The sequence below is a fragment of the Phocaeicola salanitronis DSM 18170 genome, from assembly GCF_000190575.1.
GTDB classification, from domain to species: domain Bacteria; phylum Bacteroidota; class Bacteroidia; order Bacteroidales; family Bacteroidaceae; genus Phocaeicola; species Phocaeicola salanitronis.
This window is the reverse complement of record NC_015164.1, coordinates 3220197-3234551: the sequence shown is the minus strand read 5'-3', so window position 1 is coordinate 3234551 and position 14355 is coordinate 3220197. Positions and strand designations below refer to the sequence as shown.

The 14355-nt window shown below is 37.5% G+C and carries 14 protein-coding genes; all 14 read right to left on the bottom strand.

Annotated elements, in window-relative coordinates; all coding sequences use genetic code 11:
- Positions 1–2 precede the first annotated feature (2 nt).
- The gene (locus BACSA_RS13895; protein ID WP_041584050.1) at positions 3–554 is read right to left on the bottom strand and encodes a DapH/DapD/GlmU-related protein; all 552 of its coding nucleotides are present in this window, start codon (positions 552–554) and stop codon (positions 3–5) included.
- Positions 551–1114 carry an LbetaH domain-containing protein gene (locus BACSA_RS13890; RefSeq protein ID WP_013618669.1) on the bottom strand — a complete coding sequence of 188 codons (564 nt, stop codon included), beginning with the start codon at positions 1112–1114 and terminating at the stop codon, positions 551–553. Before BACSA_RS13890 ends, BACSA_RS13895 begins: the two co-directional genes overlap by 4 nt.
- A gap of 111 nt (positions 1115–1225) precedes the next feature.
- Positions 1226–2599: an ATP-binding protein gene (locus tag BACSA_RS13885; RefSeq protein ID WP_041584049.1), complete on the bottom strand. Its 1374-nt coding sequence runs from the start codon at positions 2597–2599 to the stop codon at positions 1226–1228.
- A gap of 166 nt (positions 2600–2765) precedes the next feature.
- Positions 2766–3896: a glycosyltransferase gene (locus tag BACSA_RS13880; RefSeq protein WP_013618667.1), complete on the bottom strand. Its 1131-nt coding sequence runs from the start codon at positions 3894–3896 to the stop codon at positions 2766–2768.
- Positions 3893–4615 carry an acyltransferase gene (locus BACSA_RS13875; RefSeq protein WP_013618666.1) on the bottom strand — a complete coding sequence of 241 codons (723 nt, stop codon included), beginning with the start codon at positions 4613–4615 and terminating at the stop codon, positions 3893–3895. Before BACSA_RS13875 ends, BACSA_RS13880 begins: the two co-directional genes overlap by 4 nt.
- Positions 4616–4640: 25 nt before the next feature.
- Positions 4641–5678 (bottom strand): glycosyltransferase, encoded by a 1038-nt coding sequence (locus tag BACSA_RS13870; protein ID WP_041584048.1) that lies wholly within the window; start codon positions 5676–5678, stop codon positions 4641–4643.
- Entirely contained in the window at positions 5675–6742 is a 1068-nt protein-coding gene (locus tag BACSA_RS13865) for a glycosyltransferase family protein (protein WP_013618664.1), read from the bottom strand. Before BACSA_RS13865 ends, BACSA_RS13870 begins: the two co-directional genes overlap by 4 nt.
- A gap of 10 nt (positions 6743–6752) precedes the next feature.
- Complete coding sequence (locus tag BACSA_RS13860) at positions 6753–7352, bottom strand: acyltransferase (protein ID WP_013618663.1); 600 nt, start codon at positions 7350–7352, stop codon at positions 6753–6755.
- Positions 7353–7366: 14 nt separating this feature from the next.
- Positions 7367–8662 (bottom strand): O-antigen polymerase, encoded by a 1296-nt coding sequence (locus BACSA_RS13855; RefSeq protein WP_013618662.1) that lies wholly within the window; start codon positions 8660–8662, stop codon positions 7367–7369.
- 10 nt (positions 8663–8672) lie between these two features.
- Positions 8673–9653, bottom strand: coding sequence for a hypothetical protein (locus BACSA_RS13850; RefSeq protein WP_013618661.1), 981 nt, complete (start codon positions 9651–9653; stop codon positions 8673–8675).
- Positions 9650–10780, bottom strand: coding sequence for a glycosyltransferase family 4 protein (locus BACSA_RS13845; RefSeq protein ID WP_013618660.1), 1131 nt, complete (start codon positions 10778–10780; stop codon positions 9650–9652). The genes BACSA_RS13850 and BACSA_RS13845 overlap by 4 nt, the downstream gene beginning before the upstream one ends.
- Positions 10773–11840 carry a polysaccharide pyruvyl transferase family protein gene (locus tag BACSA_RS13840; RefSeq protein ID WP_013618659.1) on the bottom strand — a complete coding sequence of 356 codons (1068 nt, stop codon included), beginning with the start codon at positions 11838–11840 and terminating at the stop codon, positions 10773–10775. Before BACSA_RS13840 ends, BACSA_RS13845 begins: the two co-directional genes overlap by 8 nt.
- Before the next feature lie 10 nt (positions 11841–11850).
- Positions 11851–12804, bottom strand: a complete 954-nt coding sequence (locus BACSA_RS13835; RefSeq protein WP_013618658.1) for an FAD-binding protein — start codon at positions 12802–12804, stop codon at positions 11851–11853.
- On the bottom strand, positions 12789–14327 hold the full coding sequence (locus BACSA_RS13830) for an MATE family efflux transporter (RefSeq protein WP_013618657.1): 1539 nt from the start codon (positions 14325–14327) through the stop codon (positions 12789–12791). The genes BACSA_RS13835 and BACSA_RS13830 overlap by 16 nt, the downstream gene beginning before the upstream one ends.
- Between the last annotated feature and the right edge of the window lie 28 nt (positions 14328–14355).

Sequence of the window (14355 nt, the reverse complement as noted above, 5' to 3'; positions counted from 1 at the left end):
TATTATTTGATAATACGTTTCTTAATAAACTTGGCTGGATTACCACCGACTACACTGCAAGCCTCTACATTCTTTATTACTACAGAATTGGCTGCTACCACACAATAATCACCTATTGCTATACCGGGTAAGACCGTAGCTGCTGTAGCAATCCAACACCCCTTTCCTATTTTAATAGGTTTAGTCACCAAATCAAACGTGCTTTTTTCAATATCATGACTTCCGGTTAACAAATAGACATCTTTCCCGATACAAGTCAATTCTCCGATACTTATCGGCGCCATTGCATACACCCAACATTTTTCTCCTAATGATGCTTTCTCTCTCATCATCAGATTCCATGGATAATCAATAACAGCTGTAGGATGCAACGAAGCATTCCAATCTACCTGCCCTCCAAAAAGCCTCACTAAAAGCACCCTCCATTTCCTAAATAAACTTAAATAGGGGGGGGTAAATCTAAATAAAGTTTTATTCACGATTCTCCATACCATATTCTTCAATTTATCTTTCAACGGCATGGCATTAGTCTGTATAGGATTGAAAATCATCATACGATATCTTTAATAATTCTTTTCTTGATAAACTTAGCCGGATTCCCTCCAACTACCGTCCAAGCATCCACATCTTTGAATACTGCAGCCCGTGCACCGACCACTGCTCCCTGCCCTATCGTCACACCCATCCCTACAAAAGCTCCGGCAGCTACCCAAGCCTGGTCTTCTATAACAATCGGTGCAGTGACAAGAGGATTCAACGGATTGGTGATATCATGGCTTGCCGTGCATAGATAAGCACCTTGCGAAACAGTCGTGTTTGCCCCTATATGGACAGGAGCCACATTGTAGCAGTCCACGTCCGAGGCAAGACAGGCATACCGTTCCATAATGAGGTTGGCAGGATAATACACTTTTGCCGACGAATACACAATAGCAGTCCGGTCAATCTTCGCTCCGAACAGACGCAATAGAAAACGCTTCCAACCGCTCCCTACACTACGTGGCAGAGGACGGGCAAAGACACCCCACACAATGGTCCACAACATCCTCACTACCTGATTCCGGCGGCTCAATGCGTTGTGATACTTGGACAAGTCGATTATTGTTTCAGTCATATTGTCCTACGAATAAATAACTCTCTTTTATTCAAATAATGATGCTTATTGCACAAAATCAAGCTATTTTATGCAGTACAATGTCATTATTGAGTAAAATAACAACGTTACCTAAATGAGCGCGCGCATCATTGATATGGCATACAAGGGACAGATGCACACGTGCCTGACGGCATTGTCTGCTTCTGCATCCACATTGTCAAATGCGCCAAAATTTTCCAACGAACATCTCACTGCTTTCGACAGATGCTTTTCACGCATGAACATCCATAAACTTTTCATTCCACCTTGTACACCCGCTTTTACCTCTATGGGCACCACCTCTTGTCCATGAGCTATCAAATAATCGATTTCCGCTTGTGAATTCCGCGACAAACGTACCCAGTAGAACAAATCATGTCGGATATTCGGACTTTGATAGCGCAATAGTTCCAAACCGGCTATTTGCTCGGCCATAGCTCCCTTGTTTACTAAATCCGTAGCATTGGCTGTCAGTACGTGTGTAGTAATTTCAGTTACATCCCCCAAAGTCATATTAAGTAACCTAAGCATCAGACCAGTGTCGAGCAACAACATTTTCCGATAAGAAAAATCCGCTTCACTACCAAAAGGTAGTCCGTTAGCATCCGTATGTGTCACCGGTATCAGAATACCGGCCAGTACCAGCATTTCAAGGGCCTTCTTCACTTCGTTTATCTTGAACCCTCCTCCCACTTGCGTATAAACAAATTTTTTGGTCGCCTGTACGGCCGCATTACGCAAGGTATAGCGGAGAAGCATCGGGTCTACTTTCTTCCGATATTTGGGAAAATCATCTTCATAACTCACTATAATGTCGTCTTGTACTTCTTGGCATTGTATGAAATCGTGCGTAGATACCCATTTGTCCACCACTTCCGGCATGCCTCCCACAAGCATATAGATTCGCATCAACTCAATCAGTTTGTCATGCAACGGTTGGGGCAATGGATTGTCGGATGTGGCATCATTTCGCGCTTGCAATAGCAAATCTTCTCCGTTCGCTTCTAAAAACTCATCAAAAGTCATCGGATACATAAACATGGAATGTATGCGCCCCACGCCAAAAGTAGGCAATTCAGCCAATGCGAACTCCAACAACGAACCTGCGGCTATGATGTGCAAATCCGGCATATCTTCTTTAAAGAAGCGCAGTGCCATAATAGCTTCCGGACAACTTTGCACCTCATCAAAGAATAAAAGTGTTTTACCCGCTATAACCGGCGTTCCATACACTGCGGCAAGCTGGGCTGTGATACGTTTAACGTCAAGGTTATTTTTAAAAAACGCCTTGTAATCAGGCTGTTTCTCAAAGTTTATTTCTACAAAATATTCAAACTGTTTACTCAAATTGCGTACTGCCGTAGATTTTCCCACTTGACGTGCTCCACGCAACAAAACAGGCTTGTGTGTATCCCGTTCAGCCCATTCCTTCAGATAACCGTCTATAAGTCGTTTGTGATACATAGCGCCAATCAATTGATTTCCAATATGCAAATATAACGATTTTAAATTATCCAAGGAAATAATTCGCCAAAAAATGAAAAAATCCAAGGAAATAATTGGTTCGAATTTGAAATAATCCAAAGGAAAAAGCAAAAGCCTAGAGCTTCAGTCTATTAAATCAATCGAATTATTCATACACAAAATCTGGCTTTTCTCTCCCGTTCAGCATCCATTCATACAGTTGCTTCATCATCAGTGCCACTTGTGTATCCTTATACTTTGCCTGTACCAACCGTTTCCCATTTTCCCCCATACGAGCAATCTCTTCTGCCGATAAGGACAGAACATCTGCAATCGTTCCAGCCAATGTCGGAACATCATTCTTTACCCAATAACCGCAATGTTCCGTATTCAGTTCTTCCCATGGCGTACCCAGACTGGCAATAACCGGAGTACCCACAGAAAGGGCTTCGGTCACAATCATACCGAAATTTTCAAAATCACTCGGCACACATAAGGCTGTCAATGAAGCCAGTCGTTCAAACTTCTCTCGTCCTGTAACGAAACCGGCAAACTCTACATTTTTCAATCCATGCTGCCGCACACGTTCTTTCAACATTTGTTCATATTGCGGCTCTCCCTTTCCCATAATAACCAGCCGAGCGTCTTTTACTGCTATACCTAATGAAATCCATGCATCCAATAGACTTTCTACATTCTTCCGTGGATGCAATCGTCCTAAAAAGCCGATTCTTTTTATATAACGTTCGTGGATTAAATCATTTACAAATGATGGGACAGGTACCGGATTAGGAATGACAGCCACAGGATTTTTATATCCTAAATTGCGATAATGCATCATTTCTTCCTTGCATGTGCAGTGAATGCAATCAGCCAAGCGCAAGTCTTGATTGACACCACCAAAATTCAGTAAGATTTTCTTTTTCCATGCCGAACGAGCCAAAGCTTGCGGATATAGCATCCCATGCGGTGTGATGATATAAGGTTTGTCCTTTTTGCGAGCTGTCACACAAGTTGCGTGATTACAATGCATCCACATACCATTGGTATGATAAAGGTCGTAATCGTTTTGTTTCAAAAAGCGATTCATATTTCGAGAATATCCGTATGGAGTAATAGCATCATTAGGCAATGCTTTTATCCATGCCTCACCTTTACCCATTAGGTCTGTTGACTGGATGGTCATTAAATCTACATCACACCCAATTACACGCATTGCTGAAAGCAAATCGTATGTACAAGTGGATGTTCCACCGCTATGTGCACCGAAACCTGCGATTGTTTGAAGAATTTTCATTTTAAAGATGCTCTAATTTCGGCTTCCTCTTTATCAAGACAACGATATATACCGGTTTTTATTAATTTTGCAGGTGTCCCAGCAATCAAACTATACTGAGGGAAGTCATAGTGTTTGTTGCACAAACTGCCTGCAGCGACAATCGTATAATTGGGAATTACAGCACCCTTCATTATATTGCACCTATTGCCAATCCAGTTATGCGCACCCACTACAATAAGTTTTGTCAATTCTGTTACAGAATTATCATTCATGTTACGCATATAATGAAATGTGGTATCAATAAGTTGACACTCCCAAGCTATTCTCGTATCATGGCAAATTTTAATGTTGTCATAACAAATAATCTTAGTGCGGTTACTAACTCTTACATTAGTTTCTATATCTAACACCGCATCAGGTTCTACCCTGATAACCACTCCACATCCAAAATGAACATTCGATGCAAGTTTCATTATACCTTCTATTTGCAAAAGAGTTCGAGCATCTTTTGGCGTAATAACATCCTCTCCAAAATAACCGAACCGAATCATGCCAAAGCTCGGTGGAGATGTGAGTTCTATCCTGCCAGAAAGAGAATAGAAATAAGTGTATTTTGACACAATAATTGGTATTCTAATTGCCTGTTTAAAAGGTAGCATTACAAAATTCAGGTACAATGACTTAAACCAAGATGTCCGTGCAAAACGGCGGAGCTTATTAATTAGTTCCCAGTTCATAATATGTATATATTTTATTATTTCGTTATAGAATACTCAGCAGCGTATCTGCCACAAATTCGGGTGTCACGGCTTGCGAAAGTTGGCGACTATGCTCCGACATCGTAATTAACTCCATATCGGTGGCCTTAATTATTTTCTGCATCGCTTTGACCATCGCCGCCACATCATCGGCTTCTACCACATAACCGTTATAGCCATTTAATACAAAATGGTATGCGGCACCGCATTTTCTTGTACACACAATGGGCATTGCGGCACTGGCAAATTCTTGTATCACCAAGGCCCAAGGTTCAAAATGCGACGGAAGTATAAAGCAGCCTGAATTTGCAGCCTCTATCGCCAAATCCGATTGCGGCATAAAGTCCTTAATAATCACGTTTGGATAATCGCGTCTGAATGTTTCTTTCAATGGGCCATCACCCACGAGTTCCAACGTCCACCCACGTTTGTCAACTATGCTTTCCCATGCTTTAAGCATGGTGTCTATGCCTTTTACCTCAACAAACCGACCTACATAAAGAAAGCGGCGAGGATAAATGTTGCGTTTATCGTCTAATGAAACCCTAGAAAATACTTCAGTGTCAGCCGAGAAGCAATTAAGCAAAATGTGAGATGAATCATAGCCTAACTTGCGTGCATAATCATATTGCAGCAGACCGGCTGCCCAAATATAATCAAAGTATCGTTTATGTCGGAATGGGGAAAATAACCTATTTAACCATTGTTTTCCACCTCGCCATTGAGTATCGGATACCGCTAATGTTGGTATTCCCGAACGTTTAAACATAGCGCAAGCACTGTTATATCCACGATCCATCCAGCCATTGCATACTACACACACAGGCGACCACTTCGATGCATCTTGATATAAAGATCTAGCATCAGAAAAATCAAATCTGTTTACTTGAATTAACCTCTCTATCTTCGGTGCACGATAGGATGTCTTGGGCGCACGCCCCCACCAATATACCACACATTGATAACCTTTGTTTATGATTGCACGAAACACTGCCACATGGTAGGGCATTACCGCAAGGTTAAAAAATACAATATTTTTCATTCAAACTCCTCTATTTGAGCCATTATATCATTCCATTTCTCGGTGCTAAACCGCCTAATAACCTCTTCACTTTGATTGGCATATCTAAGTAATTCAGTATCGCTCAATGCCGCAATCCGCCTTATCTCTTGCTTGAATGCTTCCTTATCCGTTGGCACTTCCAAATAATTGATGCCTTCCAATTGTGGATAGTGGATGGTAGAAATCACTATGCGGTTGTAAAGTAACGCTTCTATTACCTTTGACGGGAAATTACACTTGTTTTCGGGAGCAGTTGGTTTCCTTGTATTGAATGAGAAAGAAACAGACGACAGCAATTCATTGTACTCGTTATATGGCATCTTCCCATAAAAATGAATATTGGGATATTTACGACTATAACTTTCCGTTTTTCCCTTGTGGTCGAGCAACACGCCCGATATGTGAAGAGTCAATTCGGGCATCTCGGCAAAAGCATCAAGAAGCATCGAGTGCATAGCTATATTTTCCCGCAATGCTCCCGACAATAGAAATTCACGCTTTACATTGCTTAATTGTGGATATGAGTTATGGGAAACAGGAACAACCCCTGGCATAACCACTAAATTACGAGAATTAAATTTTTCGTATGTTGACAAGGATATGCGGCCATGCATTCTGTTTATCAAGGACAGCACTCTCTTGTTAAAAAACAGGTCGGGTGTAAAGTCAAGAATTATGATATTTTGCTGGACACTAGGCTTAAATATTTTTAATAGTAATACAAGCAAAACATTCAGCGTGCTTAAATTATAATACCAAACCGTTGATTTGCGAGGTATCTTTCTGAATAATTTGTATTGCTCTACAAATCGAGCCAACCGTTGCCTAAGTTTACCTTTCCAACGCCACGAAGAATACACCGCCTCAAATGTTTCGTCATCCAACTTATCCAATTTTCCTTTGACAAAACCAGGGTAAATTGAATATACTTTGTCGAAACAATGGCCTTCTATTAAATTGTAATTGAAGTTGCTGGCTGATAATGAAATGCCATATTCTATTATCTTATCCTTCGGACTAATATTGGTGACAAATATTCGCATAATAATATTATTATTTATGTGATTTGTTGAGCCACTTTTGGTAGTTTCTTTCAAGCAATTCGCGTGGCATTCGGTCTTTCTCATCATAAATTTGGCGTTCGTGCTCCATGATTTCATCTATCGACCATTTAAATTTGATAACCTTTGCAGGATTACCAACGGCTACAGCATAAGGTGGAATCTCCTTTGTTACCACAGAACAAGCACCAATAATGGCACCTCGGCCAATGCGTGAGCCAGCCAAAAGTGTAACATTAATTCCTATCCAAACATCTTCTTCTACAATGATGTCTTTATATTCATTATCTTCATTTCGTCCGCTCAAGAATTGACCTATATATTGACGATGATTAGAGGTGACGACTACCAGACCTTCTGCAGTCAAACAACCACGTTTCATGACGAATTTACTGTCCCCCATGGTCATAATCGTACTGCGCCGACCTATGCGGGCAAAATCATAGAGGAAGATATTCTCAGGTTTCTTCAAATCGGCGGGAATGCCAATCATAGCTCCTTTACCGAAGTAACCTAAACGTGACGGATTAGGCTTGACATAATAGTGGATGAAAATACCCAAACCATGTTTTATACGCTGTAAAATATTCATAAAGTTGCTCTATATTATATATAATTATTTATTCCTGGGATGGAACTAAATATTTGTTTTCGAAATAAGTAAATAAGAATTATCCATTCAATTCTAGGTGTATTTAAAGAGAATATATTCGCAATAGGTGCTTGAAACATTATTTGTGCTAATATACCCCAAAAAAGCAATATGACAATATTGTGTGTGTATTTTAAACGAATACAGAGAAATTCAAGAATAAAACAAAATACCCCCCACATAATAATCCCCCCCTTAAATCCATAATCAAAATATAGATTTGGCATAACAGATTTTACGGTCACCATTAAACCTACATTGTCTGATATAGCACGATTAAATCTATCCATCATTGGCGAACCAATAAAATTTGAAAGGAACTCACTCCTACCATATTCTAAGTTATATGTACCTGGAGGATACATACTAATCACCATATTAGTCATTCTAGATCCATCTGTGAGATATAAAAACTTATCAATAAAATTTTGCTCATTAGAAACGCTATTACCACTTTCATTTCTGAGTATCCCGATAATCGAAAAAAGCGACACCGATATTACAAGCATTAACAAGATTCGAATGTTATCTCTCTTTTTTATCTTGGTTTCCAGTCCAGAATAATGTCGAGAAAAAATATACATCGTAAGAACTGGTAACACAGACATTACAACCCACACACGCCCACCTATAGCCATATTAATAGTAGAACAAAGAATTACATTCTTAACAAGTAAAGGGATATGAATGCCTGTTATTCCAAATTTATAACCTAATAATAACAAATAAAATGCTCCTAAAACACTTATATGTCCACTTAACCGTTGTACAATAGCAACAACACCGGTCGGCTCAACATTAATCGCAAAACTTCTATATTCCCCAAATGAAGATATATTCCCCATTGTTGAAACGATGAACAATAATAAGACAATTCCGATTACTCCACAAACAACTGGAATCCAACGAAATTTGTGCAATATTGCGTCAATTGTTGCTATTTCAATAATGTCTACTTCATTATATGTTTCGCCCTTTGATGTCAATACATGTGCGAGAATAAATCCCATAACAGATGAAATCATCATAAAACAAATGAATTTCCCCACATACTGGAATCTTTCCTCAATTAGTTGTTCTGTAATAAAGTAACCATTTAATTGAAAAATTATTAAAACAACTGTTGCCAGCCAAATAGACGTATGTATCACAGAAGGCAATATTAATCTATATCGCTTTTGTAGCAACAGAAAAAAAAGATATACTAATAAAATGGCAACAGCCCAATATAAATATAATATGGTATTCATTCCTATTACTTTACCAATAACAAGCCCCTTCAACTTTATTAGCAGCTGAAGGAGTTTCGTTTTGTGACGGTCTTACCCAATAATCATTATACAAGCTACTATAATTAGTATTTAATTGCGGTAAATTTTTCCAATGATAGCCATCATTGTCCCAACGCTTGCCTTTAATTCCAAAAAGTAATTGAGAACCGCCTCCCAAATGAATCGCTTTTTTTCCCATTCGCTTGATAGTCGCAGCCAAAGGCAGACCATATGCGCCACAGCCCAATATACAAATGTCAAAATCAATTTTGTCAATTTCATCCTCCATCCATTTAAGAGCTTCAAACCAATCTTTGTAAGGTACTTCTGCTCCTGCGTTACTCTGAACTGCTCGTAATGTTTTTAACTCATATTCAGGCAACAAATTAAGGTTATCAAACAACTTTTCACGATGAGTATATTGTGTTTTAATAGTCTCCACAAATGGATGCACTACCAGTACTTTCTTGCCACAAAGCGCAAGCGTCCAAGGTCTTTCAGCCCAAAATGGGTAAAGGCATTCAAGATGTACTTTGACTACATTACTGCGTAAAGGCATGAATTTTTCTGCATAGTTAAATGATCCCAATAAATCAATTTCAGGAATATCCCGCAGATACCGTTTAGAGAAACGTTCAAGAATTTCTGTTGTCTCAGGAAATATACCAGCATTATTCTTCATTGATTTAAAATACAACTTGTCCCACCATGGCAAACCTGTATTATCTGTAATATAGTCAATGGAACGTTTTAACAACGATTTATTGCTATGCAATGCCAAATAATTTGTCACTATGCCTATTTCGATTGTACCAAAGCGTGAAATCATGCACGGACTATTATTTGAGAGCAATTCATAAATGTAGTCATTTGCCTTACTACGATCTGTTTCGCATATAGGCGAATGATATTCAAGATTAGCGAGAATTCTGTATATCTTTCTACTCCCTTTTAGTATTATGTCTCTCATCTATTAACGTATTTAAGAGATGCGCACTTATTTAATGCTTCTCTAAATTGTTTGACAACATGGGTATATTCGTATTCAGTATTGAATTTTTCCAATCCCGATACAGCCATAGATATTCTCGCATCACGGGTTAACATGATTGCATCTTTTAATGCCTTTGAAATGGATTCTATATTATCAGGGAATGCAAGAAACCCAATCTTACCAAAATCAACAAATTCTCTTTGAGGATAAAAGTCTCTGACAATATTTATACAACCATTTGCCATTGCTTCTATATAAACCAAACCATAAGATTCATTATTACTTACCATCGCAAATATGTGCCATGTTTTCATAACTTGTAAAACATTTCCATATGGCAATTTTCCATGCTCTTTTATATCATACCCTTTTGGTACATAAACATTTCCATCATTATATCCACTTATAATATGAAGTTCCATTTTCTTTATTCCTTTTAATTCCAACTTGACCTTTTGGTATGCCTGAATAAGTGCAGGTAATCCTTTACGATTTGCCTGTCCCCCAACAAAACCAATTCTTATTGTATCATCTTCTTTATGCTTTGCTAATAATTCACTTTGAGAAATTGGAATTAGATCAGGTAAAAGAAATGGAATCTTTACGAAACTGTTTTTATAACAAGGGAATAATTGTTTAGCATTTTCTATCTCAATATTGCTTTTAAGATTAACAATTGAATTATGCTTCAAATAATCTTGAAATAATGGTATGGTAACTTGCGTGAAATAATGTTCGTCAAATTCAGTATATGCTTTATTTTGACCAGGACGCCATAATCCTGATTCTATAAACAATGGTACGTTTCCTGAATTTTGTGGACATGTTCCTTGTGAATACACAATATCAAACTCTTTCTCATTGAATTCGGAATTCAAAAATTCTTTAGGGTGGACAACATTTATTCTTTTACGACAACCAATTATAGACAAGAATTTATTTATAACAAGCTTTAAATTCTCTTTTAAGCCCCAAGACCATTTATGAGGATAATAGAAAAATGCACCTATTTTGGAGGAACTTTTCCCCAATGAACGTGCATAATTTATATCAGTTGAACTTTGGAGATAAAAAGGCAATAAATTTACAAAAACTCTAATCATATTTCTTACTTAATATAATATTCTTTATATATGCCTGGCTTTTTTGCCTTAGCATAGATAACCTTCTATTCAATTTGCCATAATTAATGGAAGGTGCTTTACTTATAATAGACTTAAATAAAAAAGTGTTAAATGGAAGTATTCTATCTGTAATTTCTAATTCAGACAATAGATTCTCCATACGTGAGTTTTTAGAAGAATGTGCTAGAACCCAAAAATCTTTATTAAAAATAACAGAAAAAGCTGTTCCATGAAATGAACTAGTAACTACCAATTTCGCATATCGTATAATATTTAAAAATTCTAAAGGTCCACAGCTATTAAAAACTTTGTCGAATTTAAATATTCTTGCACCGTCAATGGCAATTACTGGTAACTTATACAAATTTCTTATATCATTTATAAGAATTTGAACGTTTTTATTTGAGACTTCAAACCCATAGGTAACAATATAGTCACCTTTGAGTATTGGAGTTGTTCCAGCTAAAAATTCCCATTCTTCTGTATCCATCCAAAATGTTGGGTCTAAAATAACATTAGCATAGATTCCTAACTCATTCAGAATCTTGATTCCATCTATCTCTCGAACAGCGATTGATGAAAAACCGGAGAGGTAACCTTTCACTTCATCCTTTAGTTTTATAGGTATTTCTGATGTTCCAAAACTTGCTGCTAATGCAATCTTTGGAGAAGATGTTTGAAACGGTAAAAAATAGTGCAAATGATTGTCCATTCCTCCTGATACATTCCACACTTGATCACTGCCAACAATATGCAGATCGTATTGAAGGGGCGATTTTAATATCTCACTTGCTGTATAACTTCGTGTCAAAGGTGAAAGCTTTTGAAACTGTTCAAACCGTCGTCTCCTAATCATTTCTTGTGGTAAAAAAGACTTTACTACAGATCGCCAATTATGACTTGTGGGTATTTCAGGTACATATACCAATTCCACCTTACTGTTTTTGCAAATCTGCTGTAAATAGCGGGCAGTGGCATAAGCTTGTAATTGCGCACCATAATTATTGGCTATAATGGTATAAATTCCTATTTTCTTCATTGCGATATCTTTATTCTTTTATGTCGATTTCTAAAACAAGTTTTTCACCAGCCAAGTTCTGCATAGTATGGATGTATTGCATAAAGTCACTTTCTGTTGTATCTTTCTCCCAACAAAACCGCCCAATAGAATCGCAATGGCGAGATAGTTCAGGATGTCCCAAACAAAGGAATTGCAAATAGAGACTCCAATCGTTTCGGTGAAATAACAGTTTATTAGGCAAATTCAAAACTTTCCAAAAGAACAATGCCATGCGATGACGATTATACAATTCTTTCATTGAAGTGGCAACAAATACGGTTCCAAGGCTTTTACGTCTTCCGTCAACTTTAATTCGGCGCATTTCTAAGTTCTTACGCATCAAAGCTGTCAAATCCTCAATATTACTTTTATGAGACGTGTTAAGATCAATGCTTAACACACAATATTCTTTACTCCCTTTCAATATGGAATTACGTTTTTCGTACTGCAATTCATCGTTACTGAAATATTTCAATTGCCCATTCCTCATTGAGAGACATTGAATGCCTTTTACAACTTTACCCATCTCACAACCAAAAGCACCACTATTATTAATAGTAGCAGCTCCCACAGTGCCTGGAATTCCCACCAATCCCTCATAACCTATACACCCTTGTTCTACCAAATGTTTTGATACCGATGTTAGATTACAACCACACTCAACTGTCAGTATCCCATCCAATTGATGAATTCGGTTGAGTTTGCGAGTAGAAATTACAACGTCACGCTTAAATGATTCACATAAGTAAGTATTAGTCAATCCTCCTAAAATTTCCCATGTTAAGCCATATTCTATCAGAATATTACATAGATCAGTCATCTGTTGAAGCGATGAAGGGTACACTACAAGAGGAATAATGTCCACTTGATTCATGCCTGTCAATTGGCTCATTGGTATATCTTTCTTGTAAATAATACCTATCTTACCTAATTTCTGTTGCATATTCCTGATACCAGTTTACTAAAAATTCCGTTGATTACCCTTTTCTCATTATGTGACATTCCCAAGGCATAAGTTGATACGATGCAGACTAAAAAACAAGTAATCATTACGCAAGAAAGTCGCAATATACCTATGGGCATAAAATAAAGGTATATAATACCTGTGACAAATGTAAATACTGAAATTGTCACACAAGGAGTTAGTACTTCTTTGAAGAATGTGATGCTTGACAATCCGCACTGTTTATGCATAAAATATAAATCGGCAATCCCCATCAAACACACCATAAAAATAAGCACCACATACATAGCATATATCGGTGCGCCTTGTATATAACATAAGCATGCAACAGGCAACGCCAATGTCATGATGATAGCATTAGCAATAGAATCTTGTTTAATGTTGCCAGTTGCACCTATTGAAGTAACAAATGTACTTGTAAGTTGTCCTATCAGTCGGCGTATCACAATTAACCGACAAAAAAGCACTGCGTATTCCGGAGGTTCTTTCAACCATAGTTGCAAAACATATGGCATCTCAATACAAAAAGGAATAGCAAAAAATGCAAAGAGTATAAATGAAAATTTATTGCCTGCCAATGAATAAGCAAGCATCTGGTGTCTGTCATGTTCTCCCTCTTTCTTCACAATGACGGGATTAAGAGCTTTTTGCATATTGCTAGAAAATACTAACAAATAGCCAGCTAATTGGTTAGCTATACCATGGGCTGCATTAATAAGGATACCACCAAATGAATTCAATACAATAGATGATCCTTGTATTACAATAACATTACCTGCTTTAGATAGAAAGTTCCACCCTGCAAAAGCGGCCATCTCCTTGGTTTTTCCCCAATCGAAATATTTGCGTAACGAAACCACGCATTCCTCATAATGACGATGACAGTAAATTCGCATAATGCTAAATGTAATGAGCGGAATTAATGCCATTAATAGTCCATATACTATTAATTTGTCTGTTGACACACGAAATAATAAAACTGCAACAACCAATCTTAATGTAGCATCGATTATCCCAACAATTGAATAGTATAACATATTTTCATGCGCATTGAGCACGGCATCATAAGGTACACTTGTCACACTAAACACGGTGCTTACAATTAAACAACAGTAAACAATCTGTGCTGCAAATATGCGGTCATTGGGTATATTGAGAATAAAAGTAAAACAAACCCATCCAATTATAACAAATAATATTAAAAGTATCAGCGCAATGAAAAAGTGAATGATTAGACTAATATTGAAAATAACCTTCTTCTTTTCTTTATTGTTTTCACCTTCGCTATACGACATATAACGCTGGGTCGCACTAGCCATAGCCCCGTTAAGAAACCCAAGCATGGCTATCATTCCCCCGGCAATGTTATATATACCGAAGTCGGATGTTCCTAATGCTTCAAGTATCAAACGAGTAGAATATAGCGATAGAAATGTCACTACCGCAATACGAATATATAAAAATCCGCTATTCTTTATGATTCTAAGTGCAGGAGAAGCCATTAATTATTATAAGATTCTTATTCCGAAG